The organism is Pseudomonas sp. PSPC2-3 (genome assembly GCF_049898265.1).
GTDB classification, from domain to species: domain Bacteria; phylum Pseudomonadota; class Gammaproteobacteria; order Pseudomonadales; family Pseudomonadaceae; genus Aquipseudomonas; species Aquipseudomonas veronii.
In genome coordinates this window covers 190,324-215,803 of sequence record NZ_JAFCXJ010000006.1, presented here as the reverse complement: position 1 = coordinate 215,803, position 25,480 = coordinate 190,324, and the positions used below count along the sequence as shown (strand labels likewise).

Annotated in this window: 25 protein-coding genes; 8 read left to right on the top strand and 17 right to left on the bottom strand. The window is 61.0% G+C overall.

Annotation, left to right across the window (positions count from 1 at the left end; translation table 11 throughout):
• Window positions 1-20 precede the first annotated feature (20 nt).
• Both ACP7E3_RS15525 and ACP7E3_RS15520 read left to right on the top strand, forming a co-directional pair.
• Window positions 21-410 carry a DUF2946 domain-containing protein gene (locus tag ACP7E3_RS15525; RefSeq protein ID WP_046383695.1) on the top strand — a complete coding sequence of 130 codons (390 nt, stop codon included), beginning with the start codon at window positions 21-23 and terminating at the stop codon, window positions 408-410.
• A 93-nt stretch (window positions 411-503) separates the two neighbouring features.
• Window positions 504-2,630: a TonB-dependent receptor gene (locus ACP7E3_RS15520; protein ID WP_128192571.1), complete on the top strand. Its 2,127-nt coding sequence runs from the start codon at window positions 504-506 to the stop codon at window positions 2,628-2,630.
• 89 nt (window positions 2,631-2,719) lie between these two features.
• Here ACP7E3_RS15520 and ACP7E3_RS15515 read toward each other — a convergent pair whose 3' ends face one another.
• Entirely contained in the window at window positions 2,720-3,736 is a 1,017-nt protein-coding gene (locus tag ACP7E3_RS15515) for an ABC transporter substrate-binding protein (RefSeq protein WP_046383697.1), read from the bottom strand.
• Between the two features lie 132 nt (window positions 3,737-3,868).
• Window positions 3,869-4,318, bottom strand: a complete 450-nt coding sequence (locus tag ACP7E3_RS15510; RefSeq protein WP_017846547.1) for a hypothetical protein — start codon at window positions 4,316-4,318, stop codon at window positions 3,869-3,871.
• Between the two features lie 413 nt (window positions 4,319-4,731).
• Here ACP7E3_RS15510 and ACP7E3_RS15505 point away from each other — a divergent pair, with 413 nt between their 5' ends.
• The 3 genes from ACP7E3_RS15505 (at window position 4,732) to ACP7E3_RS15495 (ending at window position 5,657) form a co-directional block, all read left to right on the top strand.
• Complete coding sequence (locus ACP7E3_RS15505; protein WP_081610137.1) at window positions 4,732-5,007, top strand: hypothetical protein; 276 nt, start codon at window positions 4,732-4,734, stop codon at window positions 5,005-5,007.
• A gap of 110 nt (window positions 5,008-5,117) precedes the next feature.
• A complete protein-coding gene (locus tag ACP7E3_RS15500) occupies window positions 5,118-5,348 on the top strand; it encodes a hypothetical protein (protein ID WP_017846549.1) in 231 nt (76 codons plus the stop codon).
• A gap of 72 nt (window positions 5,349-5,420) precedes the next feature.
• A complete protein-coding gene (locus ACP7E3_RS15495) occupies window positions 5,421-5,657 on the top strand; it encodes a DUF2789 domain-containing protein (RefSeq protein ID WP_017846550.1) in 237 nt (78 codons plus the stop codon).
• Window positions 5,658-5,663: 6 nt separating this feature from the next.
• On the opposite strand, the gene ACP7E3_RS15490 is transcribed toward ACP7E3_RS15495, so the two are convergent.
• The 13 genes from ACP7E3_RS15490 to ACP7E3_RS15430 all read right to left on the bottom strand — a co-directional run bounded on the left by ACP7E3_RS15490 (window position 5,664) and on the right by ACP7E3_RS15430 (window position 20,421).
• Window positions 5,664-5,867 (bottom strand): hypothetical protein, encoded by a 204-nt coding sequence (locus tag ACP7E3_RS15490; protein ID WP_017846551.1) that lies wholly within the window; start codon window positions 5,865-5,867, stop codon window positions 5,664-5,666.
• A 115-nt stretch (window positions 5,868-5,982) separates the two neighbouring features.
• Window positions 5,983-7,215, bottom strand: a complete 1,233-nt coding sequence (locus tag ACP7E3_RS15485; protein ID WP_371928173.1) for a methyl-accepting chemotaxis protein — start codon at window positions 7,213-7,215, stop codon at window positions 5,983-5,985.
• A gap of 546 nt (window positions 7,216-7,761) precedes the next feature.
• Window positions 7,762-8,166 carry a TraR/DksA family transcriptional regulator gene (locus ACP7E3_RS15480; protein ID WP_010564800.1) on the bottom strand — a complete coding sequence of 135 codons (405 nt, stop codon included), beginning with the start codon at window positions 8,164-8,166 and terminating at the stop codon, window positions 7,762-7,764.
• 344 nt (window positions 8,167-8,510) lie between these two features.
• The gene (locus ACP7E3_RS15475) at window positions 8,511-9,533 is read right to left on the bottom strand and encodes an ABC transporter permease (protein WP_017846553.1); all 1,023 of its coding nucleotides are present in this window, start codon (window positions 9,531-9,533) and stop codon (window positions 8,511-8,513) included.
• Between the two features lie 58 nt (window positions 9,534-9,591).
• Window positions 9,592-11,145 carry a sugar ABC transporter ATP-binding protein gene (locus ACP7E3_RS15470; protein ID WP_169865791.1) on the bottom strand — a complete coding sequence of 518 codons (1,554 nt, stop codon included), beginning with the start codon at window positions 11,143-11,145 and terminating at the stop codon, window positions 9,592-9,594.
• 65 nt (window positions 11,146-11,210) lie between these two features.
• The gene (locus ACP7E3_RS15465; protein ID WP_017846555.1) at window positions 11,211-12,146 is read right to left on the bottom strand and encodes a sugar ABC transporter substrate-binding protein; all 936 of its coding nucleotides are present in this window, start codon (window positions 12,144-12,146) and stop codon (window positions 11,211-11,213) included.
• Window positions 12,147-12,194: 48 nt separating this feature from the next.
• On the bottom strand, window positions 12,195-12,374 hold the full coding sequence (locus ACP7E3_RS15460) for a hypothetical protein (RefSeq protein WP_079444050.1): 180 nt from the start codon (window positions 12,372-12,374) through the stop codon (window positions 12,195-12,197).
• A 128-nt stretch (window positions 12,375-12,502) separates the two neighbouring features.
• Window positions 12,503-13,531 (bottom strand): Gfo/Idh/MocA family protein, encoded by a 1,029-nt coding sequence (locus ACP7E3_RS15455; protein ID WP_057004688.1) that lies wholly within the window; start codon window positions 13,529-13,531, stop codon window positions 12,503-12,505.
• A gap of 138 nt (window positions 13,532-13,669) precedes the next feature.
• Entirely contained in the window at window positions 13,670-14,680 is a 1,011-nt protein-coding gene (locus ACP7E3_RS15450) for a Gfo/Idh/MocA family protein (protein ID WP_017846557.1), read from the bottom strand.
• 19 nt (window positions 14,681-14,699) lie between these two features.
• A complete protein-coding gene (gene iolD / locus ACP7E3_RS15445; RefSeq protein ID WP_046383702.1) occupies window positions 14,700-16,631 on the bottom strand; it encodes a 3D-(3,5/4)-trihydroxycyclohexane-1,2-dione acylhydrolase (decyclizing) in 1,932 nt (643 codons plus the stop codon).
• A 10-nt stretch (window positions 16,632-16,641) separates the two neighbouring features.
• Entirely contained in the window at window positions 16,642-17,430 is a 789-nt protein-coding gene (gene iolB, locus ACP7E3_RS15440) for a 5-deoxy-glucuronate isomerase (RefSeq protein ID WP_126589139.1), read from the bottom strand.
• Window positions 17,427-18,320, bottom strand: a complete 894-nt coding sequence (gene iolE, locus ACP7E3_RS15435; RefSeq protein ID WP_046489005.1) for a myo-inosose-2 dehydratase — start codon at window positions 18,318-18,320, stop codon at window positions 17,427-17,429. Before iolE ends, iolB begins: the two co-directional genes overlap by 4 nt.
• A 163-nt stretch (window positions 18,321-18,483) precedes the next feature.
• A complete protein-coding gene (locus ACP7E3_RS15430; RefSeq protein ID WP_201021131.1) occupies window positions 18,484-20,421 on the bottom strand; it encodes a bifunctional 5-dehydro-2-deoxygluconokinase/5-dehydro-2-deoxyphosphogluconate aldolase in 1,938 nt (645 codons plus the stop codon).
• 284 nt (window positions 20,422-20,705) lie between these two features.
• Between ACP7E3_RS15430 and ACP7E3_RS15425 the strand changes: the two genes are divergently transcribed.
• Window positions 20,706-21,626, top strand: coding sequence for a MurR/RpiR family transcriptional regulator (locus ACP7E3_RS15425; RefSeq protein WP_017846562.1), 921 nt, complete (start codon window positions 20,706-20,708; stop codon window positions 21,624-21,626).
• Window positions 21,627-21,758: 132 nt separating this feature from the next.
• Here the strand turns inward: ACP7E3_RS15425 and ACP7E3_RS15420 are convergent, their stop codons facing one another.
• Window positions 21,759-22,601, bottom strand: a complete 843-nt coding sequence (locus tag ACP7E3_RS15420; protein WP_057004692.1) for a hypothetical protein — start codon at window positions 22,599-22,601, stop codon at window positions 21,759-21,761.
• Between the two features lie 255 nt (window positions 22,602-22,856).
• Between ACP7E3_RS15420 and ACP7E3_RS15415 the strand changes: the two genes are divergently transcribed.
• On the top strand, window positions 22,857-23,540 hold the full coding sequence (locus ACP7E3_RS15415) for a response regulator transcription factor (protein WP_003219726.1): 684 nt from the start codon (window positions 22,857-22,859) through the stop codon (window positions 23,538-23,540).
• Window positions 23,518-24,909: a sensor histidine kinase gene (locus ACP7E3_RS15410; RefSeq protein ID WP_079444054.1), complete on the top strand. Its 1,392-nt coding sequence runs from the start codon at window positions 23,518-23,520 to the stop codon at window positions 24,907-24,909. Before ACP7E3_RS15415 ends, ACP7E3_RS15410 begins: the two co-directional genes overlap by 23 nt.
• An 80-nt stretch (window positions 24,910-24,989) precedes the next feature.
• Here the strand turns inward: ACP7E3_RS15410 and ACP7E3_RS15405 are convergent, their stop codons facing one another.
• Complete coding sequence (locus tag ACP7E3_RS15405; RefSeq protein ID WP_198717828.1) at window positions 24,990-25,406, bottom strand: SRPBCC family protein; 417 nt, start codon at window positions 25,404-25,406, stop codon at window positions 24,990-24,992.
• Window positions 25,407-25,480: the final 74 nt, after the last annotated feature.

Below are 25,480 nucleotides of genomic sequence, written 5' to 3'. Positions count from 1 at the left end.
CGATGGTAAAGTGCCACCCCATGAAAATCACCCGTGCCGACCGCTCGCTCATTGCCTGGATGCTCTACTGCAGCGTCCTGTTCAATGTGTTCGCGTGCAGCATTGGTCATGGGCAGATGGTGGGCATGCAGCTCAACGGCATCGGCGGGCAGTTCTGTACCGTCGACCCACGCACCCAGGCGCCCAAGCCGTCCACCCCCGCCGATGAAAGCCTGCCGACGCTGTCCAAGGCGTTTGGTTGCCCGCTGTGCTCGACCGGCGGCATGGGCCCGGCGCTGAACTCCAGCCTCAACGTCGCGGTGTTGCCGCAACCCCACGCACCGCCGCCGGCTATCGTACTGGCGGCTGACATTCCTGCCCGCTTCACCTGGCCCACGGCCCACCCACGGGCGCCTCCCGCCCTCGCCTGATCCTCGCGCTTTCTGATCTGCACTGACACCGTTTCCGTAAGGAAGTACGGGCGACTGTGCGTTGTTTTCAAGCAGGTTTTTCAGGATTCAAGCATGAAACATTTACCTCTGTTGGCAGGCCTGTTCGGCTGCCTGCCAGTCTGTGCCTGGGCGCTCGAACTGGCCCCGACCACCATCGATGGCGAACCCTCCCACGAACCCGGCCTGGCCCTGGACCAGTCCAGCGGCGTGGCATCGCGACTGGGGTTGAGCGTGCGCGAAACGCCCGCCTCGGTGGCGATCGCCAACCGCAATGACATCGAGCGCCATGGCGCCAAGACGTTCCGGGATGCAGCCAATACCTTGCCCGGTGTCAACGCCAGCGCACCGCCGGGGTTTGGGGGTTTTGTCTCGTATCGTGGGTTTACCAGCAGCCAGATCACCCAGATGTTCAACGGCATCAACGTCGCCACCGGCCTGGCCCGGCCGGTGGATGCGTGGATCTATGATCGGGTGGAACTGGTCGGCGGCCCCTCGTCCTTGATCAACGGCGCTGGCTCCGTGGGCGGTTCGCTGAACTACGTGACCAAGCTGGCCACCCGCGAAGAACAGGCCGCCGAAGGCCAACTGACCTACGGCAGCTACGACACCGCCGGCATGGCATTCGGCCTGAACCACGCGCTGACCGACCCCAGCGCCGACGTGCAGCATTACGCACGCCTGGACGTCAGCCGCAACACCAACCACAGCTACATCGACCGCGACCAGCGCGACGCCTGGAGCGTAGCGTTTTCCCTGCTCAGCGACCTTACCCCCAACCTGTCCCATACCCTGGCCCTGGAATACCAGGACGAACATGAAGACAGCCCGTACTGGGGCACGCCGGTGCTGAACCCCAAGGCCGGCGAGCTGAAGATCGATAAACACAACCGTTTCAACAATTACAACGTCGCCGACGGTCGTTACGAACAGCGCACGCTCTGGGCGCGTTCGATCATCGACTACCGGATCAACGACAGCACCACGCTGAAAAACACCCTGTATCACCTGGACAGCCAGCGCGATTACCGCAACCTGGAGACCTACCAGTACAACGCCGACAACAGCGCGGTGAACCGCTCGACCGCGTACCAGGTGCGTCATCAGGGTGAGCAGAATGGCAACCAGTTCGAGCTGCGCCACGACGACCGCATCTTCGGTCTCGCCACCACCTGGTCCGGCGGCTTCGAATACAAGGTCAACAGCACGACCAACAGCCCGCTGAGAGCCGCAGGCAACAGCACGGTCGATCCTGACCATTACGACCCGGGGTACTTTTACGACATCCCAGGCACCCGACCGGGCTTTATCAGCGACAAGACCAACGAGGTCACCACCAAAGCGCTGTTCGTGGAAAATCGCCTGGGCCTGACCGATAAACTGACATTGCTGACGGGCCTGCGCTACGACGCCATCGACCTGGATGTCACCAACCATGGCGCGATAACCGCCAGCAGTCCACGGCACTTCACGCGCAGTTGGGAGCCGGTGACCGGGCGCGCGGGCCTGACCTACCAGTTCATCCCGACGGCCAACGTGTACGTGCAATACAGCACGGCCGCCGAACAGCCGAGTACCACCACCCAGGTATTCGACGTATCGACCGGCAAACAGTGGGAGGTGGGCAGTAAATTCGATTACCTGGACGGTCGCGGTTCGGCCACCGTCGCGGCTTACAAAATCGAGCGCAAGGACTTTGCCGTCACCGACCCGCTGGACCCCACCAACAGCATCCCGGTAGGCGCACAGTCGTCCAAGGGCATTGAGTTGGCCAGTTCGTTGCGCATCACGCCGCGACTACTCGCCGAAGGCAACTTCGCCTGGGTGGACGCCGAGTACGACGAGTTCAACGAAAAAATCGCCAGCGGCGCGGTGGTCTCACGCAAGGGCAATACGCCGACCAATGTGCCCAAGCGCGTCGGCAACCTGTGGCTGACCTATGATTTTTCCGAGGATTGGCAAGGCGGCGTGGATGCGCGGTATGTGGCCCAGGTGTATGCGGATAACGCCAACACTCAGACAGTGCCGGCCTACACCCTGTTCGGCACATTCCTGCGCTACAAGGTGGACGCCCACACCTCGGTGACCGGCCGCGTGCGCAACCTGACCAACGAGGTGTATGCCGAATTTGCCCATGTGTCGCCGGCGTATTACCTGGGGTCGCCGCGCACGTTTGAAGTGGCGGTGCAAACCCGCTTCTGAGGCTGGAATGCTAGCCAATGTGAAAGCGGGCACACGCTGACAAGCCCGCTTCCACATTCTTGCCCCGCGTTCTACCGCAGGATGGGACGCTATTTCAGGCTGGCTTCAACCTTCTGTGCCACATCCTCCGTCAACCAGGCCTTCCACACATCAGGATGCGCCTTGAGAAACGCCAGCGCGACGTCCCGTGGCGCGGTGTGATTCTCGCTCATGGTCGCCAAGGCTTTGTTCAGCGGCTCGATCGGGAACTCGACTTTCTCGAAGAACCCGACAATCTGCGGATGTTCTTTCTGGAACGGCGTGGACACGCCGATACTCAACTTGGACGCCAAAGACCGTGTCGGCTTCGGATCGGGATTGTCCGCATCCGTCAGCGTCTTCCACGCCTCGGCATCGAACGCCGGCTCTTCCAGCTGGATCAATTTGTAGCGCCCCATCAAGGGCGTCGGCGACCAGTAATAGAACAGCACTGGCTTACCGCGACGAATCGAGGAAGTTATCTCGGCATCCAACGCCGCCCCCGAGCCACTGCGGAAGTTCACATAGCTGTCGTCCAGGCCGTAGGCCTTGAGTTTCTGTTTGTTGACCACTTCCGAGGTCCAGCCAATGGGACTGTTGAGAAAGCGCCCTTTGCCTGGGGATTCGGGGTCCTTGAACACGTCCTTGTAACGCGCCAGGTCCGCGACACTTTTGAGGTCTGGTGCCAGGGGCTTAAGGCCTTTGGCGGGGTCGCCCTTGACCACGTACTCCGGCACCCACCAGCCTTCGGTGGCGCCCTTGACCGTATCGCCCACCCCGGCCACCTTGCCTTCGGCCTCGGCCTTGACCCACACCGGACTGCGGCCTGCCCATTCTTCGCCGATCACCTGGATGTCATTCTTCGCCAGGGCGGTTTCCAGGGTGATGGTGGTGCCGGGCAAGGTGTCGGTGGGCAGGTCATAGCCCTTCTCGACGATATAGCGCAGCACTTCGGTGATCAGACTGCCGCTTTCCCAGTTCAGGTCGGCGAAATGCACAGGCGCCTGTGCAGCCGAAACCGGCAACGAAGCCACCGACAGACTCAGGCTCGCCAGGGACGCCGCCAACAGGGATCTCAATCCTTTCATGCCTTTGCACCTCACGTGTTCGCTGCAATAACGGACGGCTTGGCCGCCACTGCGCGAAGCCTCTGAATAGTTAAGTCAACTCAACTGTAGTAGAGGTTCCGGGAGATAAAGGCTGTTTGCTGTACGAGCGGGTTATTCGCTGGCCTTGAAGGTCACCAGTTCACCCTTGCGCCACTTGGCGGCCTTGCCGGTCACGGCCTTGAGGGTTTTGGTCAAGCCTTCCTGCAATTGTTCGTTGGCGGCAAACACCAGCATCACGCTGTGACCTTCCTTGAACACAATGCCCTGGCCTTCGGCCGAGGAAACAAAGGCATAGTCGCCCAAGCCATACACCGTCAACTTGATATCGCGGAACTTCAATTCAAACTTGCCACCTTCGCGACTGGGCAATACCGCGGCACGAAAATGATCACCGACCTTGAGTTCAAGGCGTTGTTTGTCATCCACGACCAATGCCGATTCAGTATCGATCTCGGCGATATAGATACCTTCCGGTGTCTGTTCAGTGATGTAAACAAAACGGGATTGAAACTGCTTGACCAACTTTGCGCGCAAATCACCCAGCACGAATAACGCGTGCATATCCAGATTACTGACTGCCAAGGAAACGCCCCCAGATCAAAAAAAGCACCGTCCGCCGGAACGGGCAGCACAAAAAAGCGGCCATACCGGCACGCTGACACAACGCATTGATTAAAAACCCTGAAAAAAGCCCCTGCGGTGCCGTAAGACTAATACAGGCATACACGACGAGCCTTATGCAGGCCATCGATCTTCACAGCAAATCACAGGTTTAACAGCCCGAGAAGACGGGTCGACCAGCTTCAGAGAATAACCCAATTAAAAAGCGCAGTTTCCGACAACCTGCACAAAACAAAACATCTGGAATGGAACCGAGTACCGATCGCCGACGACAATATTAAAACAGCAACACGGGTCAAAACCACCCGTTCCGCTGCTGGCGGGCCAACCAGATCGATCGACAGGAGCTGACCATGCAACGACGTCAACACAACGCTACGTCTTCCAGCACTCACTCATCCTATCAAGACGAGCGCCAATACTACTGCTTGCACAGCCATGATGGGTACTCAAACTCCGTGCTTTATCAAGTTGTACCAGCCGGACGCAACTTCTTTCATATTCTGGAAGTCACCAGCGGCAGGATCAAAGGCTTTCGCAGCAACCATATCCGCGCCTGCGAACTGGCAAAAACCCTCGAGGCCGCCCTGCACGCCCCGCACGGCGGGATCGTTTCGTCACCTGGATGACTTTACCGCGCCGTCGCCCCTCAACAACTGCCATACTGGCCCGTCCATTGAAGTTTGCCCCGTGCGGGTCAGGTTTCATCAGTGCAGTTACCTTGAAGGGAAGGTTATACGTGACGGAATTTGATATTGGCGAATTTTTTATCCATGGCGAAGCCAAGGAAGTAGACGGAGAATTCCAAGCAGTTATCGTAATGCGTGCCAAGCCTCCCTTGACCACGATCACAATGCACCAAGTGGAAAAAGATCGTTGGTTCAAGACCGCGGACGCCGCCGCCGTCGCGGCAAAAGAAGCCGCCAGGGCCCTCAAGACAGCGGTGGACTCAGGGGCGTTGACCTCCTGAGAATCCGATAGAACTCTACTGCGCGACAAGCCTCCGATGCATACCCCCCCAAAAACCGGCATGGAGAACGATATGGATGCGCCAGTACCAACCCTTGAAACCCTGTTTGATCAACTGGGCCTGGATTCCACCCCGAAGGACATCGACGCGTTTATCGCTGCCCATCCTTTGGCCGACGACGTCAAGCTGATCGACGCGCCCTTCTGGACGCCCCAGCAGGCTCAGTTTCTCAAGGAAGAACTTCGGGAAGACGCTGAATGGGCGATGGCCGTGGATGAACTGAACCAGCGTCTGCACCAAGCGCAATAACGCCCCTCAATGCAAGCTGTCTGACTGTTCCATGCGCAACAGCGCTTGCCAGGCGGCCCTGCACTCCTCGGCTTCATCACGGCTGGCGAAGACGGTGCCACGCTGCTCACCGTTGAGCAGCACGACCCAACAAGCCTTCTGACCCAGCGCACGCAGGGTTTCGGGTACGCCACTGCCAATCATCACAGCGACATCGACTTTGTTTTGCATGGAGCTTCTCCGCAACAATCGTTAGCTAACTAACAACGGCGGCCATGCTACGTTTTTCCTACCCTCAGAAAAAGCTATCCCCTGGATAGCTCTATTGCGCAAACAGCAACAATCTCTAGTGCCTGGCCTTCGTGCCTTCGGGTTTATAACCCAGGCGCAACCCGCCCCAATGCCTGCCCTTGACCATGATCGGCACCGACAAGTCGTGCATCAACTCACCGGTATCGCGGGTGTAGGTCTGCAACAGTACCGCTTGCTGATGGCTGCCACAGCGAATCCCGGTACGGTCATCGAACTTGCGCTTGGTGCGATTCTGTAACGCATCCACCTGTACATCGCCGGTCAAGGGTTGGGAAAACGCCTTGTTGTGTGTCGGCACATACCCCTGTTGCGTACAGGCGATGGCAAATACCAAACCTTCGTGTCGCGGCAGCAGCGCCTCTTGAATCGCCGGCAAAACCTGATCGGTGTAGCTGTCAAAACGCGTGTGGTACTTGCTGGGGTGGGTGTTGGGGATCGCCGCGTAGTTGCGGTCGAACAGATCCTCCAGGCTGACGCGGTTTTGCAGTACATCAGCCTCGAACTGTTCGGCGATGCGGCTCGCGCCTTCGCGGGCGAGGTCGTAGACGCGCTGGTGATAGTCATCCAGCCCGACGGCGGCCAAGCGTTCGCTGATGGTTTCGGCCTGCCCTTCCATTTGCACGGCGGCATCGGCCAGTTGACGGGTTTGCTCGTCGCTCACCGTCAGGTCGCTGCGCATTTGCTCCACGGCATGGAACAGGCTGTCGAGTTGCGCCCGATTGGTCTCGGTGCCTTGGGCGATTTCGTTGACCTGCCCTTCGACATCCGCGGCCAGGCTGGCGATGTTCTGTAACTGCTCACCGGCGTGTTCCACCTGCTCCACGCCGGTGTGCAGGTCCGCCGACAGTTGGCGAATCTGCTCCACCACCTGGCCGGTACGTTGCTGGATATCGGCCACCATCACCCCGACTTCCTCGGTAGCGGTAGCGGTACGGCCGGCCAGCCCGCGGACTTCATCGGCCACCACGGCAAACCCGCGCCCATGCTCGCCAGCACGCGCGGCTTCGATGGCGGCGTTCAAGGCCAGCAGGTTGGTCTGGCTGGCGATGGACTGGATCACCAGGGTCACCCGCTGGATTTCCTCGCTGCGCTGGCTCAGGGCTTCAATCATCTCGCGGCTGGCATTCGCGCGCTGGCTGAGTTGGTGCATGCGGGTGATCGACTGGGCCAGCACTTCGCGGCCCTCGGTACTGCGCTGATGCGCCTGGCTGGCGGCGCCCAGCGCCTGGTGACTGAGTTGGGAGGTAACTTGTTCGGTGCCGATCATCACTTCGGCGCTGTTGACGATCTGCTGGGCAGCGCTCAACTGCGACTGCAGGCGCGCAGCCAGTTGCTTGACCGAATAGGCCACGCCGGCCGCCGACAATGCGTTATGGCTGGTGGTATAGGACAGGTCGCGGGTCAGGTCGCCAATCGCATCGACCGCTTCGGACGGCGCCGCGCTGGGCGTGCGTTTTTTCAGACGGGGCAGCCAGATCACCAGCAAGGCCAGTGTCAGGCAGAGATAAATCGGCAGGCTGGCAAACGCAAGGCCGAGCAGGACCAGCACCACGGCGGTGCTCTGCAAAAGCGGCGTCAGCCAGCCGGGCAACCCGCGCACCACCGCGTGCGGTGGCACTGCTGCGCCCATCAGAGATCCGTCTCCAGCCATCTTCGTCACCCCACTGCTTGTCATTATTGTCTCTGCATTAAACGCCACTATCAGGCCATTATCTATGGGCCTTTAGTGGGGGAGCTTGCAACAGATCAATATAGCGGGCGTAACGGATATTTTCCCTGGGGAGCGCAGTACTCGCCCCCCAGCTTCAGCGCATCAGGCTTGACGCTGGTGCTTGTCGATCTGCTCGTGGCGCTCTTGCGCTTCGATGCAGTACTTGGTGGTCGGGCTGATCAGCAGGCGCTTGAGGCCGATAGGCTCGCCGCTGTCATCGCACCAGCCAAAGGAATCTTCCTTGATGCGCTCCAGTGCGCGCTCCAGTTGCGGCAGCATGCGCTGGTCGCGATCAATGGCATTCACCAACCAGGTGCGCTCTTCTTCCACGGAGGCGGCATCCGCCGGGTCGGCCGGGGTGTCCAGGCTCTCAATGGCGATGCGGTTCTGTTCAATGCGCTCGTGGTGTTCCACTTTCATGTCTTGCAGCAACTGCTCGAAAAAAGCGTGCTGTTCGGCATTCATGTAGTCATCCGCCGGCATGGCCAGCAACTTTTCCTTTGTCATTGATTTCTCTATAAAAAATACGTGCATTAAGGCGAATAAGGGAGCGTTCCGGTCAACCTCTGCAGGTCTCGGAAAGGCGCCATCCATTCCAAGCGCCACCCGGCACTCAATTTACGAGGGGCGGCAGTCTAAGGCCGACTTGAGGGCGCAGCAACTGAAAAGACAGGCATTTTTTCCAAGATAACCCCCAAAGGCACCAGGACGGGCTTGGCGAATGGTCATCGGAGTGCGTTTATAGCAAGAAATTCAGTGTTGTGGAGCTATATAGAAGACAAACGGTTGGATCTGACGAATACAGGCCTGAATGTGGGAGGGGGCAGGCCCCTCCCACATTTTGCACTGCGTCAGCGTTTTAGCTTGCGCTTGTTGCGATATTGGTCGATCACCACCGCCGCCACGATAATCAGGCCCTTGATGATGTCCTGGATATACGCGTCGACCCCGACAAAGGTAAACCCGCTGGCCATCACCCCAAGGATCAGCGCGCCGATCACGGTGCCGGTGATGCGCCCTACTCCGCCGGCCAGGCTGGTGCCGCCGATCACCGCGGCGGCAATCGCATCCAGTTCGTAGGACATGCCCATGCCGGCCTGGCCGGTGGCGGCACGCGCCGAGGCCACCACACCGGCCAGGCCCGCCAGGAGCCCGGCGATGCTGTAGACGATGATCAGGTGGCGCTTGACGTTGATCCCCGAGGTGCGCGCCGCCTGCATATTGCCGCCGATGGCGTAGGTGTACTTACCGTACTTGGTGTAGCGCAGGGCGATATGGAAGATCACCGCCACCACCAGAAAGATGATCACCGGCATCGCGCCATGCCCGATGGCCGTGTAGGAATCCGAGAGCATGCTCACTGGCTGGCCTTCGGTGTAGTAACGCGCCAGGCCACGGGCCGACACCATCATCCCCAGCGTTGCGATAAACGGCGGGATACCGGTCACCGCGATAATGCTGCCGTTGATCGCGCCCGCCAGCAGCCCCACGCCGAGCCCCGCCACCACCGGAATCCACACCGGCAGGTCGGTCAGGGACGGAAACACCGCACGGGAAAAATCAGATGTTTGCGCAAGACTGGCAGCGATCATCGCCGATAATGCCAAGACCGAGCCGGAAGACAAGTCGATCCCGGTGGTGATGATCACCTGGGTCACACCGATGGCCAGCAGGCCGATGATCGACACTTGCAGGATCATCAGCACCAGGCGCTGGGAGTTCATCAGGAAGCTCTGGTCTCGCACGATCCAGCCAAACAGCTCAAACACCAGGCCGATGCCGATCAACACCAGGAAGATGCTCAGCTCGGTGGGCAAGCGCCGACGGTGCTTGACCGCTGCCGTGGCAGGCTTGTTGTCTGTTATTGCGTTCATAGCCAATCACCTTTTTATTCTATGGCGCGGGCCAACCGCAGGCCCGCACGGCTGTTCGTCAGTGGACCGCGGTCATGCCGGAGGCCAGCTGCATGACTTTTTCCTGGGTCGCGTCTGCACGGTCCAGGGTGCCCATCAGTTCGCCTTCATGCATCACCATCACCCGGTCGCTCATACCCAGCACTTCAGGCAGCTCCGAGGAAATCATGATCACCGCCATGCCCTCGCTGGCGAGGAACGCAATCAAACGGTAGATCTCGGCCTTGGCGCCGACATCGATGCCACGGGTCGGTTCGTCGAGGATCAGCAGGCGCGGGTTGGTCATCAGCCAGCGCGCCAGCAGGGCTTTCTGCTGATTGCCGCCGGACAAGGTGTCGATGCATTGCTCCAGGGACGGGGTTTTCACCCGCAGCTTCTTGCACATGTCTTCGCACAGCGCACGCAGGGCTTTCTGCTGGATAAACCCGTTGCCCGAGTAATGCGGCAACACCGCCATTTCCATGTTTTCCAGGACCGACAGGCACGGGAACAGCCCGCTGAGCTTGCGGTCTTCGGTCAACAGCGCAAAGCCTTTGTCGATGGCCATGTGTGGGTCGGTGATACGCAGCGCCTTGCCATCGAGGGTTATCTGCCCGCAAGTGCTTGGGCTGATGCCGAAAAGGGTTTCCGCCACGTTGGTGCGGCCCGAGCCCATCAGCCCGGCGATGCCGAGGATCTCGCCGGCATGCAGGTCGAACGAGACGTTGTTGAACACGCCGTCCAGGCCCAGGTCGCGCACCGACAGCAGCAACTCGCCGATGGGCGTTTCGCGCACCGGGAACAACTGGCTCAGTTCACGGCCGACCATCATCGAGATCAGGCTGTCGCTGTTCATGCTGTCGGCGCGCTGCAGGCCGATGTACTGGCCGTCGCGAAACACCGCCACTTCATCGGCGATGGCGAACACTTCATTCATCTTGTGCGTGATGTAGACGATGCCTTTGCCCTGGGCCTTGAGGTCGGCAATGATCGAAAACAGGTGGGCAACTTCCTTCTCGGTGATGGCGGACGTCGGCTCATCCATGATCAGGATGTCGGAATCGTAGGACACCGCCTTGGCAATCTCGACCATCTGCCGCTCGGCGATGCTCAGGTTGCCCACCTGCTCCTCGGGGTCGAGGTTGATGCGCAGGCGGGCGAGCAATTGGGCGGTGCAGCGGTGCATTTCGCGGTGGTTGACCATGCGCAGGCTGTTGAGCTGCTCGCGGCCGATCCAGATATTCTCGGCGATGCTCATGTGCGGCATCAGGTTGAGTTCCTGGTGGATCATCGCGATCCCGGCCTTTTGCGCGGCCAGCGGCGTCTCAAACACAATCGGCTTGCCGCGCAGGCGGATTTCCCCGGCGTCGGGCTGGTAGATGCCGGCGATGATTTTCATCAGGGTCGACTTGCCCGCGCCGTTCTCGCCCATCAGCGCCAGCACCGAGCCTGGGCGCACACGCAGTTGTACATCGGCCAGGGCCACCACACCGGGAAAGCCTTTGCTGATGTTGAGGATTTCCAGCAGATACGGTTCTTCCAGCAGCGACGGCTGGATACCGGGCGGCTGCGAGACAGTGGCTTGAGCAAGCATAGGGCGGTACTCCATCGACAGGGCGGGCACGACCGCCCTGCCGGCTTATTGTTGTGATGTAAGGGCTACTTGAAGTCTTTGACGTTGTCCGGGGTGATCAGCTTGAACGGGATGACAATGTTCTGCTCGATCGCTTCCTTCTTCGCCATCTTGCGCGCCGCCTCCACCGAGCCGACTGCCTGGCCCTTGGCATCCTGGAACACCGACACGGTCATTTCGCCCTTGGTGATCGCATTCAAGCCGTCCGGCGTGCCGTCGACCCCTGCAATCAAGACGCTGCCCGGCTTGGTGCCGGCCGACTTCAACGCCATGGCCGCGCCAATCGCCATTTCGTCGTTGTTGGCCAGCACGGCATTGAATTCGCGGCCCTGGGTCAACCAGTCGTTGACCAGGGTCATCCCGCGGTCACGCAGCCAGATGCCGGTCTGTTCCTGCTCGATCTTGATCTGCGGGTACTTGGCCAGGACTTCTTTGATGCCCTTGGTCCGGTTGGTGGTGGAGTTGTTCGCCAGGTCACCGAGCAGGATCACCACCTTGCCCTTGCCCCCCAGTTTTTCGGCGATGTACTGCATTTGCAGCCTACCGGCCTCTTCATCATCGGAGGTCACGGCCGCCACGCCTTTGGGCAGGTCTTTCTGATCAGGTCGGCGGTTGACATAGACCAGCGGAATACCCGCCTCGAGCGCTGACTTGCTGATCCGCGCCGTGGACGCCGTGTCCACCGGGTTGACGATGATCGCGTCGACCTTCTGGCTGATGAAGTTCTCGACCTGGCTCAATTGCTTGACCACGTCGGCGCGCGCGTCTTCGAACTGCAGTTGCACGCCATCGCCCTTGGGGTAGGCCTTGGCTTGCTTGTCCATGTACTCACGCACATTGGTCAGGTAGGTGTCATCGAACTGCGACATGCTCACGCCGATCTTCAGATCGGCAGCCATGGCAAAACCGCTGGCCAGCAGCAGGGACAACGCCAGCGCGGTAAAACGGATCGGGGTCTTCATGAACGGTCTGTCTCCACTTTCTTGTTGGTTTTTTGGACGTTGCGTTTTTCAGAGCGAGGATGACGGCAGGCGGACGAGCGGTGCTCCCGGAATGCAGCACACCAGGGCGCCTTGGTTTTCGACGCACAGCACGTTGAGGAAGGAGAAGTAAAACGGCCGGGTGCGGGGCAGACCGCGTGGCGCAAGGGCTGGGCGTAAAACTCGCAGTACAGCGTTGAAGATTTTCATCTGACGGTACCTGGTTGTTTTTGATCTTGTTTTTGTTGAGTCGTCGGGATCGAGTCCGGAACGTACTTTATGCAACCTGGAAAAGACTTTATTGGAAAATAATTTCTATATCAACCTGTTTTAGAATTTTATTCTATTTTTGTCGAAACCACCTGCTGGCGCTCGGCGCTCAGGCGTGCGGCGTCCAATATCCTTGTGGTTTCCAGCGCCTCGTAGGCGTCCACCGGCAGCGGCCCCTGCCCTTGCACGGCGGCCTGCCACTGGCGATAGAACTGGGTCCAGCAACCTTTTTCCGACGGCACACGCTCGCGCTCGGGGCCTTGTTCGAACCAGCCCCAGCGGCGGTGCTCCTCGGCCCCCCAGTGCTCGCCCTCGGTTTTGGGCGACTTGCCGGCCATCAGTGCGTCTTCCTGGCCGTCCAACCCGTCGACGGTGTAGCAACCCAGGGTGCCGCTGACCCGCAAGCGCGGTGCCGGGCTGTTCTGCAAGGCGTTGCCCCACAGGTGGGAAATCACCCCGTTGGCGTGGGTCAGGGAGACAAAGAAGCCGTGGTCGATGCTGGGGTGTTCGGCGCTGTAGTGCAGTTGCGCGAAAACCCGATCCACCGGGCCGAACAGTTGCAGCGCCTGATCCACCAGATGGCTGCCCAGGTCGCGCAGCCAGCCGCCGCCGCTGGCATTGCCCACCGATTGCGGGCTGAAACGCTCGACGCGGGATTCAAACCGGGTGACAGCGCCGAGGGCGCCGGCGTCGATCAGTTTGCGCAAGGTCAGGAAATCCGAATCCCAGCGCCGGTTCTGGTAGACGCTGAGCAACACGCCCTGGCGTTCAGCCGCGGTGATCAGCACCCGGGCCTGCTCGGCGTTGGCGGCGAAAGGTTTATCGCTGACCACGGCGACGCCGTGCTCGATAGCCTCCAGCACCAGCGCCGGGCGACCTTTAAGTGTGGTGGAAATCACCAGGGCGTCAACGCCGGCCTCGACGATCTGGCCGATGCTGTCAAAGGCTTTAACCCCTGGAAGATCAGTGCTCAATTGCTGACGGCGCTCGGGTGAACGAGTCACCACACCAACAAAAGTAGCGCCGGGCAGGGTTGCAATCAGTGGCGCATGAAAGAAGCGCCCTCCGTGGCCATAGCCGACTAGTCCAATTCGCATACATTCACTCCTTCATTGAAGTGCACACCCAATCCAACTGTGGGAGGGGGCTTGCCCCCGATGGCGGTGGATCAGATCCAGATTCATTAGCTGACCCACTGCTATCGGGGGCAAGCCCCCTCCCACATTGACCGCGTGTCAGCCGTAGAAGCGCGGACGCTCAGGCAGGCTGACTTGGACAATTTGCCCACTGCCTTGGGCCTCGATACACGCATCCGCCGCGACCGCCGCTGCAAACCCATCCCACGCCGACGGCCCGCCCACTTGCCCGGCGCGCACGCTGTCGATGAACGCCTGCAACTCGACGTCATAGGCGCCGATAAAGCGGTCTTTCCAGTCCATCAGAATCGCATTGGACAGTTTGGCTTCGCTGCGCAATTGCACCTGCGACGGTTCCGGCAGCTTGGCGATACCGGTCTCCCCCACCACTTCGCACTGAATGTCGTAGCCGTACTGGCAGTTCACAAACACTTCCACATCGATGCGCGTGCCCTTGGCGGTTTCCAGCAGCACGATCTGCGGATCGCGCAGATGGGCCAGGGCCTTGCTGGTCTTGCGCGGGAACACCACTTGCACCGACACATAGTCGTCGTCGAGCAGCCAACGCAACACGTCCAGCTCGTGGATCAGGGTGTCGGTGATCGCCATGTCGGTCTTGTAGTTCTCGCCCACCCGCGGGTTGCGGTGCGCGCAGTGCAGCATCAGCGGCTCGCCGATCCGGCCGCTGTCGATCACCGCTTTGAGGGCGCGATAACCTTCGTCATAGGGGCGCATGAAGCCCACTTGCACCAGGCGCTTGCCGTGCGCCACTTCGGCCTCGACGATCCTGCGACAGCCTTCGGCGGTGACCGCCAGGGGTTTTTCGCAGAACACCGGTTTGCCCGCCTCGATGGCGGCGAGCACGAATGCCTCATGGCTCGGGCCCCAGGAAGTGACAAGAATGGCTTCGACCTGAGGCGAACGGATCAGCGCATGGCCGTCCGGATACACCTCGGCGTCCAGTTTCAGATCCGCCACCACCTTGGCGGCCTGCTCCAGGTCGATGTCGGTCACCGCCACCACCTGGCTGTTGAGCAAGGTCTGGCTGCAACGACGAATATGGTCCCGGCCGATAGCGCCCGTACCGATAACACCCAGCTTCAACGACATACATTCACTCCTCTTGTTATTAGTACTGCCGGGCCTTGGCCAGCTGTTCATTGAGTTTTTTCGCCGCCGCGTTGGTGCGTTCGCTGGTGGAGACCTGCGCCACACCCACCCGCCACCACGACAGGTAGCCGTGGATCATGGTCTTGGGCAGCACCTTGATATCGATCAGCGTCGACACCGTTTGTGTGCGCGCATCGGCCAGCGCCGCTTCGAGCTGTTCGACGCTACTGACCTTGTAAGTCTTGCAACCGTAGGCCGCCGCACTCATGGCGAAATCCACCGGCACCAGGCCGCCGTCGAGCTTGCCGCTCTCGGGGTTGCGGTAGCGGAACTCGGTGCCGAAGCTGTCCATGCCGTTGCCGATCTGCAGGTTGTTGATGCAACCGAAAGCCATGTTGTCCAGCAGCACCACGTTGATCTTGCGGCGCTCCTGGATCGAGGTGGCCAGCTCCGAGTGCAGCATCATGTAGGAGCCATCACCGACCAGCGCATAGACCTCGCGCGTCGGCTCGGCGAGTTTCACGCCGAGGGCGGCGTTGATCTCGTAGCCCATGCACGAATAACCGTACTCGACGTGGTAAGTGTTGACGCCCTTGCTGCGCCAGCTGCGCTGCAGGTCGCCGGGCAGGCTGCCGGCGGCGGCGACGATGATCGCGTCGTCGGCCAGCGCCTGGTTGAGCACGCCGAGGACCCGGCTTTGGGTCAGGCACGAACCGGTCAGCTCGATAAATTCGCGCAGCACGCCGCGGTCGAGGTGGTCGTCGACCTCGGGGACGAAGTCGTCACCGGCGTATTCCAACTGATGCACCCGGTCGACTTCAGCATCCAGTTGCGCCCTGGCATCGCGCACCTGCTCGCCCCAACCGGCGCGATAATCGCCCAGCGCTGCGGCCAATGCCTCAAGGGCGACTCGTGCATCCGCCAGCACTTGCACGCCATCGAGTTTCAACGCATCGCCGGGGCTGATGTTGAGGTTGAGGAACCGCACCTCGGCGTGCTTGAACAACGACTTCGACGACGTGGTGAAATCGGTGTAGCGCGTGCCGATCCCGATGATCAGGTCGGCCTCGGCGGCCAACAGGTTCGCGGCCAGGCAGCCGGTTTCGCCGATCCCGCCGACGTTCAGCGGATGGCTGGACAGCACCGCGCTCTTGCCCGCCTGGGTTTCGGCGAAGGGCATCTCGAAGCGTTCGGCAAATGCCTGCAGGGCCGCATTCGCCCCGGAGTACTTGACCCCGCCGCCGCAGATGATCAACGGCTTGCGCTTGCCCTCGAAGGCCGCCACAGCATCGCCGATCATCGCCTCGGTGGGCGGGCGCCGGTCGAGGCGATGGACACGTTTTTGCAGGAAGTAATCCGGGTAATCCCAGGCCTCGGCTTGCACGTCCTGCGGCAGCGCCAGGGTGACGGCACCGGTTTCGGCCGGGTCGGTGAGCACGCGCATGGCGTGGATCGCCGCGCTCATCAATTGCTCGGGGCGGTTGATGCGGTCCCAGTATTTGCTCACCGAACGGAAGGCGTCGTTGGTGCTGATGCTCAGGTCATGGAACTGCTCGATCTGTTGCAGCACCGGGTCGGGCTGGCGGCTGGCGTAGACATCGCCAGGCAATAGCAGCAACGGAATGCGGTTGGCCGTGGCAGTCGCGGCAGCGGTCAGCATATTCGCCGCCCCCGGGCCGACCGATGCGGTACACGCGTAGATCTTGCGGCGCAGGTGCTGTTTGGCAAACCCGATGGCGGCGTGGGCCATGCCTTGCTCGTTGCGGCCCTGATGCACCACCAGGTCGCCGCTGTCCTGCTCCAGCGCCTGGCCCAGACCGAGCACGTTGCCGTGGCCGAAAATCGTGAACACCCCGGCCACGAACTTGCTCTGCACACCATCGACTTCGATGTATTGGTTATCCAGAAATTTCACCAGGGCCTGGGCCATGGTCAAACGAGTGGTGGTCATGTCGCGCCCCTTAAAGGTCCAGCAGCCAGCTGTGCTGCGGGTCGTTATGAAAATGCCAGGCGCGCTTGGGGCCGGCCATTACGTTGAGGTAGTAGGACTCGTAGCCATACGGCACGCTCACCGGGTGGTACCCCTTGGGCACCACCACCAGGTCGCTGTTTTCCACGGCCATGGCCTCATCGATGCTGCGATCGTCGGTGTACACCCGCTGGAACACGAAGCCCTGGGGCGGGTTGACCTGGTGGTAATAGGTCTCTTCGAGAAAGCTCTGGTGCGGCAGGTCGTCGGTGTCGTGCTTGTGCGGCGGGTAGCTCGACGAATGCCCGGACGGCGTGCGGACTTCCACCACCAGCAGGGAGTGGGCGGGCTCGCTGTCGGGCAGGATGTCGCACACGTAACGGGTGTTGGCGCCTTTGCCGCGCACGCTGCGCTTGCACTGTTCGGGGCGGATCAAGCGCGGCGCGAAACCCGTCACGCCAGGCGCGGCGCAGACCGCGAGCTGCACGTCGCTCAATGCCGTCACCTGGGCGTCGGTGCCCGGCGGCAGGTAAGCGGCAAAGGGCGATTTGTCTTCAAACACCGACTGACGATCGCCGAGGTTCTGCCAGTTGAACCCCTCGCCTTCGATCGTCACCCGGCCGCTGAGCAGCACCAGGCACAGCTCCTGATCGCCGGCGGTGACTGGCAGGGTTTCGCCCAGGCTCAGGCGGTAGGCGGCAAAGCCGACATAGTCCAGGCGGCCCGCTTCGAGGGCGACCATGGTTTGCCCGCGCTTATTGCTCTTGACCAGCAAGCTCATTGCCCCGTCCTCTCGTTCAGCAGCGCACGCAAGGTGTCATAACCTTTTTTCGCATAGATATAGCTCGGCGCGACAGCCGGGTCCTGCTCGGCTTCGACCACCAGCCAGCCTCGGTAATGCGCGGCCAGCAGCACGTCGAGCAACGCGGCAAAGTCGATATCGCCGTCACCCGGCACGGTGAAGGTGCCGTTGACGATGCAGTCGGGGAAGCTCCACATCTGGTTGCGCGCCAGTTGCACCACCGCTTTGCGCACGTCCTTGAAATGCACATGGCACACGCGGTCGATGTGCTTGCGCAGTACGTCGAGGGGTTCGCCGCCACCCATGTAGCAATGGCCCGAATCGAACAGCAGGCCGACTTCGGGGCCGGTGCGGCGCATCAGTTGATCAATGTCCTCCGGCGATTCGACATAGGCGCCCATATGGTGGTGGTAGGCCAGGCGCACGCCCTGGGACAGAGTAAAGCGCGCCAGTTCGGTGAGCTTGTCGGCATAGTCCTGCCAGGCCTGCTCACTGTGGAAACGCGGGCGTTCGATCAGGCGGATGCGGGAGCCCTGGATCGAATCGGCCACTTCGCCGTAGACCAACACCGTGGCGCCATTGTGTTTGAGCAACTCGACGTGAGCGGCGATGGCTTCGATTTCCTCCGCCACCGACCGCTGGGCCAGACGGCTGGAGTACCAACCGGAGACCAGCGCCAGGTCGTAGGGGCGCAACACATCGGCGACGCCCTTGGCGTCCTTGGGGAATTTGCCGTTGAGTTCAAAACCCTCGTAGCCGATCTGCTTGCCTTCGCTCAACGCCGTGCTCAGGGGCGTTTCGCCGCCCAGGGCCGGCAGGTCGTCGTTGCTCCAGGAGATCGGGTTGATGCCAATTCGGATTGCGGGCATGGCTGCACCTTTATTATTTTCAGGTATCACTGAGATCTGCATTATGTGGGAGGGAGCTTGCTCCCGATGGCGGTGGTGCAGTTACAGAAGTGTTGCCTGACACACTGCCTTCGGGAGCAAGCTCCCTCCCACATTGGATTACATTTCAAATTAAGAACTGCGTTCAGCCTCTGGCACTGCACCAGGCACTGATCAATTGCTCGAAAGTGGCCCGGACTTGGCGGATCAGGGTCTCGTCATCAATCTCCCCCGCCATCCACGCGCGACTCGGCTCCTGGAAAATCGTGCGTCCCACGGCAAAACCACGGCAGGTGCGACTCTGGCTGGCTTGGCGGAAGCCCTCGGCCAGGCACTCGGCCGAGGCATTCAGGCCCAGCAGCACCACACCGCGGCAGTACGGGTCGCGTTCCTCGATCAGTTCGTCGAGTTTTGTCCAGTCCTCGGCCGACTGTGCCTCGATTTTCCACCACGCCGGGTAGATCCCCAGGTTGTACAGGCGCTTGAGGCTGCGGTAGAGCACATCGGGGTAGGTCGAGGGGTGATCCTTGGGCGGGATGACTTCCAGCAACAGTTCATGCCCGCTGACCAGCGAAGCCTCGTACACCGCCTTGAGTTGCGCTTCCTGTTCCAGACGCAGCAGCGGTTCGTCATCGGGGTGGTATTGCACCAGGCATTTGATGATTTGCTCCTGGGGCCAGGCGATCAGGTTGCTGCCGATCGAGCGGCCGTGTTCGAACGCCAGGGGCCGCGAGTTCTGCACCTCCACCGGGCGTGCGATCCACCAGCCGCGACCGCTGGCGGCGTTGAGTGCGTCCTGGCCGAAGCGCTGGTCGGCGAGCAAACCGACATCGGCCTCGATGCCCTGCCCGCGCAGAGTCTTCTCCACGCGTTCGACGGCCTGGATAAACAGCTGCTTGATCGTGCTGATGCGGCTCGGGTCCTGGCCGCCGCGTTGCGCCAGGTCGACCAATTGCCAGCGGTGGTCGAAGGCGAACACGAACAGTTGCTTCCAGGCCTTGCGTGGCACCGTGACCCGATGCAGGCGCTGCAGGGTCACGTCTTGATCGGGGCGGGTGATCGGCACCGGGCTGTTGAACAGGTAATCCAGTTCGGCCGGCGTCGGCATGGCCGGTGCGCAGGCGTGGCGCGACACCACCAGGCCGCCGCAGGCATTGGCCAACTGGCTGCATCGCGCGTCGCTGGCATCGTTCAGCCAGCCGCTGAGAAAGCCCGCCATGAACGCATCGCCGGCGCCCAGCACGTTAAGCACTTCAACGCGCACGCCGGGGTAGATCGCACCCTCTTCCAAACGGGCCGGGATCGCGCCGTGGATCACCGTGCAGCCCTGCGGGCCGAGCTTGACCACCAGGGTCGCCGGGGTCAGTTCACGGACGGTGCGCAGGGCGCCGAGCAAATCTTCACTGCCGCCGGCGATCAGGAACTCTTCTTCAGTACCGACGATCAGATCGAAGCGCGGCAGGATACTCTGCACGTGCTGGCTGACGCTCTGGTCGGCGACAAACCGGGTTTCGCCATCGGCCTTGCCCGCCAGGCCCCACAGCACCGGGCGGTAGTCGATGTCGAGCACGCGCTGGACGTTGTGTTTGGCCGCGTAATCCAGGGCCTGGACGCTGGCCTTGTACACAGCGTCGGTGGAGAAATGCGTGCCGGTGATCAACAGGGCCTTGCTCGAGGCGATAAAGGCTTCGCTGATGTCTTCGGCGCGCAGGGCCATGTCGGCGCAGTTTTCGCGGTAGAACACCAGGGGGAAGGTTTCGCGGTCCTTGAGGCCCAGCAGCACCAGCGCCGTAAGGCGTTGCGGGTCGACCTTGATGCCGCTGACATCGCAGCCTTCACGGGCCAGGGATTCCGTCAGGAACCGGCCCATATGGTCGTCCCCTACCCGGCTCAACATCGCCGACTTGAGGCCCAGGCGCGCGGTGCCGAAGGCGATGTTGGCGGAAGAACCGCCGAGGTACTTGGCAAAGCTGGACACATCCTCAAGCCGCGCACCGACTTGCTGCGCATAGAGGTCGACGCCCAGGCGCCCGAGGCAAATCAGATCCAATTGACGCCCACTGGCAAAACGAGTCTGGCCCATGCTGGCTCCTGTTATTTTTATCAGCCTGCGTTGTGCCGCCGTGGCGACGGCACACGCTCTTGGTGGGAGCAGACTAGAACGTTCAGCGAGCCCAATCAATATTTATTCCATAATTATTTTTGGTAGAATATTTTTTCCAATACGTCAGCATAGGGGCACGCCAGCGACAGTGCATCGTTTCAGCCGCCCACTCGCTGGCGCATGCCGGGGTATTTTTTTGCGCCTACCCTGTAGACTTGCGCCCACTATCAGCGCACCAGATGAACCCGCCAGAAGGATTGCCCATGTCCCGCACCGATCAGCCGGCCACGCCCGAGACCGCTTCCCAAGACACTCTCGCCAGCCCTGCGATCAATGCCGAACGCCTGTTGCAGCTGATCACCGACGAATACGAAAGCCTGCCACGCCAGCTCAAGCGCATCGCCAGCTACATGAGCCAGCAGAGCGACCGGATCATGGTCGACCGCATCAGCGACATCGCCCGCGAATGCGAAGTGCATCCGTCGGCCATCGTGCGGTTCTCCCAGCGTTTCGGCTTCAGCGGGTTCAGTGAGATGCAGGCGCTGTTTCGCGAGGCGTACACCCACAAGACCACGCCGGTGCAGAACTATCAGCAGCGCATCCGCAGCATGATCGCCAACAAGTCGCAGAAGGCCAGCGGCGGCGACCTGGCGCGCGAGTGTGTCAATGCCACGCTTTCGGGCATCGAGCGCCTGGGCCTGGAACTGGATGACGCGGCGTTCGAAAAAGCCGTCGACCTGGTGGTCAACGCCGACAACATCTACGTGGTTGGCGTGCGCCGTTCGTTTGCGGTGGCCGATTACCTGGTCTACAACCTGCAACACACCAACAAGCGCATCCACCTGATCTCAGGCCTGGGCGGCAGCTACCGCGAGCAGATGCGCAGCGTGCGCGCCAATGACCTGGTGATCGCCATCAGTTTCACGCCCTACGGCAAAGAAACCCAGCACTGCCTGCGTATCGCCCAGCACCACCAGGCCAAGACCCTGATCATTACCGACAGCAACCTGTCGCCCCTGGCCAAGCGCGCGAACGCAGTGCTGTTGGTCAATGAAGGCTCGTCGTTTGCCTTCCGTTCCTTGAGCGCCACGTTGTGCCTGTGCCAGGCGCTGTTCATTGCGGTGGCGTATCGCCTGGAGTTGAAGGTGGATGAGATTCATGAGCAGGTGGGCTTCGACGACTGACTCGCCAGGGATCTGCAGGCGCGGGCTTGTTCGCGCAGAGCGTTAACGATGACGCCCGAGCGCCGCGTCCCCGGGCGCAGGCCGGTCATTGCACAAGGGGACTGACGACTTGGGCTTGATCAAGCCTCAAACCTACTCGGAAATATCAAAATTCACCCTCACCGCAAACGGCGTCTCCTCGTTCCTCTGCACCATGCAATCCACACTGCCCACTGTACGCCCGGTCTCAGGCAAGGCAGTAAATTCAAGGCTGCCACTGATGGAATGGGCAAAACCGAAAGAGTTGATTCGGCCAAATTGAACTTGCACTTCCTTGCTGGTGGCCAGGTCAAACGCCATACCCTTCGCCTCTTCTCTCACCACAATCAGCACCAGATTCTGAACCCGTGAAAGATCGTCATATTGGCGACCGATTACCTGCCAGTAAGTAAACGTGCTTACAACCTTCCTGAGACTCACTTCCGTCGCGTCGAACTCAGGCGCCGGCATCGGCCCGCCGGGTACTGACCCGCGCATATAGCCGGTGCCGGTGATCTGCGGTGTGCACATTCGCGAACTCAAGCCGATCAGGTTAATCACGCCCTGCGTGATTTCAACGTCCTTGCTGCCATGCTTGGCCGAAAAACTGAACGTGCCGACCAGCCGGTCCTGTGAGTCAAGGGACAGACTGAGACTCCCTGTGAACGCTACGTAGGGTGCACTGCCGAGGTTTTCGTGCGCCCAATAAGTGCCCGTGGCCTGACTTCCAAGGGAATACGTTCGCTCCTCGCCATCGTCCAGGACGTCCGAAACAACAAAATCGAAGCCGAGCCGCTCGTTGATATCGGGGCCGATTTTTTCGGTCGCACTGATGTACAACTTGTTATCCAGGAAATACATCATCATCTGATCGGCGTCCCCTTGAAAGGAATGCTCGGGAGGACTGACCTGAGGGTTATTGATCTTGGCGGTAAAACTTCCTGTTGTCTGGTTCATGGCTACGCCCCTTGAACATGATTGGTCGACTCACGCTATTTGCTTCGAGCGAGGGCGTAAACTGTCAAATCTCACAGGTTTAAAAACCACGGTTTTAATAACGATAAATAACCGACCTGCGGGGGCTGGCGCGCCAGGCGGTGTTTATGAAAACTGTGTCAGTTTTGCCAACATGAAGTTTTATTTAGGAAGCGTTCAGCCATTTCTTGGCAAAATGCCCACACTTCTAGTGTGAATCGCTCACCAGGTAATCCTATGACCCGCATTTTGACCATCGAGGATGATGCCGTAACGGCCCGCGAGATCGTCGCCGAGCTGAGTAGCCATGGACTGGACGTAGATTGGGTGGACAACGGCCGCGAAGGCCTGGTCCGCGCCGTGAGTGGTGATTACGATCTGATCACCCTCGACCGTATGTTGCCGGAACTCGATGGCCTGGCCATCGTCACCACCCTGCGCACCATCGGCGTGTCGACGCCGATCCTGATGATCAGCGCGCTCTCCGATGTCGACGAGCGGGTGCGCGGCCTGCGCGCCGGTGGGGATGACTACCTGACCAAGCCGTTCGCCTCCGATGAAATGGCCGCCCGCGTCGAAGTGCTGCTGCGGCGCAAAAGCACGGTCAAGGAATTCGAAACCGCGCTGCGCGTGGCCGACCTCGAGCTGAACCTGATCAGCCGTGAAGCCAGCCGCGCCGAGCAGCCGCTGAGCCTGCTGCCCACCGAATACAAACTGCTGGAATTCCTGATGCGCAACACCGGGCAGATCCTGTCGCGGATGATGATCTTCGAGGAAGTCTGGGGTTATCACTTCGACCCCGGGACCAACCTGATCGATGTCCACATCGGTCGCCTGCGCAAGAAGATCGATCCACCGGGCCTCACGCCGCTGATCCGCACGGTACGAGGTTCCGGGTATGTCATTGCTGAACCCCTCTAAGGGCTGGCGTTCCTCCAGCAGCCGCTTGCTGGCGCTGTACAGTTCGCTGTTCGTGGCTTGGAGCTGCATCCTCATGGGGGTGCTGTATTACGAGGTGTCCGGTTACCTCAGCGACCTCTCGCGCCATTCGCTGATGCAGCGCCAGCACCTGTTCCAGCGGTTCGACGGCGAAGAACTGTTGGAAGCCCTGACCACCAGCATGACCTTCGACATGAAGGGCGTGGACGCCTATGGCCTGTTCGATGAGCAATTTCGCCCATTGAACGGACCGATCCAGGCGATACCGCCCGACTTGCCCCTGGACGGCAAGATCCACGCCCTGGCCAATTGCGTCGACTCCGACGACCCGAAACTGCCCAAAGACAGCTGCGACGCCGTGGTCACCCACACCGCCGATGGCCGCTGGCTGGTGCTGGTGCGCGCCAACGGTTCGCTGTTCGGCGTAACCCGGATCATCTGGCACGCGCTGCTGTGGGCGGTGTCGCTGACCATCATCCCCGGCGCCGCCGGCTGGCATTTGCTGCGCCGCCGCCCATTGCGACGGATTCGCGGGATCCAGGCCAGCGCCGAGGCCATCGTCGCCGGCGACCTCACCCATCGCCTGCCGCTGTCGAACCGGCGTGACGAACTGGACATGCTCGCCGCCATCGTCAACGCCATGCTCGACCGCATCGAGAAGCTGATGAACGAGGTCAAAGGCGTGTGCGACAACATCGCCCACGACCTGCGCACCCCGCTCACCCGCTTGCGCGCGCAGCTCTATCGCATCAAGCAACAAGCCGAACACGACTCGGCCCACGCGGTGCAGCTGGACGACGCCATCGCGGAAACCGACACGCTGATGGCGCGCTTTCGCGGGTTGTTGCGGATCTCGGAACTGGAAGACCACCAACGCCGCTCGGGCTTTCTGGTGATGGACCCACTGCCGCTGCTGCGCGAACTGCACGACTTCTACCTGCCCCTGGCCGAGGAAGGCGAACTGCAACTGGTGCTCGACACCCCGCCATCCCTGCCCTGGATCACCGGCGACCGGGCCTTGCTGTTCGAGGCCCTGGCCAACCTGCTGAGCAACTCGATCAAGTTCACCCCAGCGGGCGGCGAAGTGATTTTGCGCGCGGTCAACGATGCGGGCAGCACGCGTATCGAAGTCCACGACTCCGGCCCCGGCATCCCAACAGCGGAACGCAAGGCGGTGTTCCAGCGGTTCTATCGCGTGGATGAAAGCGACCAGCAAGGTGGGTTTGGGCTGGGCTTGTCGATTGTCGCGGCGATCATCAATCTGCACGGTTTCAAGCTGGACGTCGGCACCAGCCAACGCGGCGGTGCGCGGTTGGTGCTGGAGTGTCGCCAGCAACTGATGCCCAAATAAACCAGACACGACACCGATCGAAACGGTGGGAGGGGGCTTGCTCCCTCCCACATTGGGTGTCGGTTGCCCGATCGATCAGGTCAAGCCGGGAAGTTGCCGCGCAGCGCCTCAAGCCCACCGCGGTACACGCCGGCAAACAAAGCCTCCACCGCCTCGTCGGTGGTGTCCGGCACCGGGGTGAACACGCCCGACCACGTCACCTTCGCCGACGACTCCGTCAGGGCTTCGACCCGCAACGTCGCCAGGTAGGCACTCACCGGAAACGGCGACTCCTCGATGCTGTAGCTGTAAGTGCGGGCCACGTTATCAAAGGTCTGCAAGCGCTCCACCACCACGCCGCCATCGGCGGTCTTCAGGTGACGCAGGCGCCCGCCGTCGCCCGGCTTGCTCTCGACGATCAATGGCAGCCAGTCCGGCAGCGCGTCAAAACCGCCGACCAATTGCCACACCTGATCGGCCGAAACCGGAACTTCAATGACAGAAGAAGCTGTAGGCACAATCAATACTCCAGACAATAAACAATTCAGATCGCCAGATCTGTCGCACCGACAGTTGCTGGCGACCGGGGTTG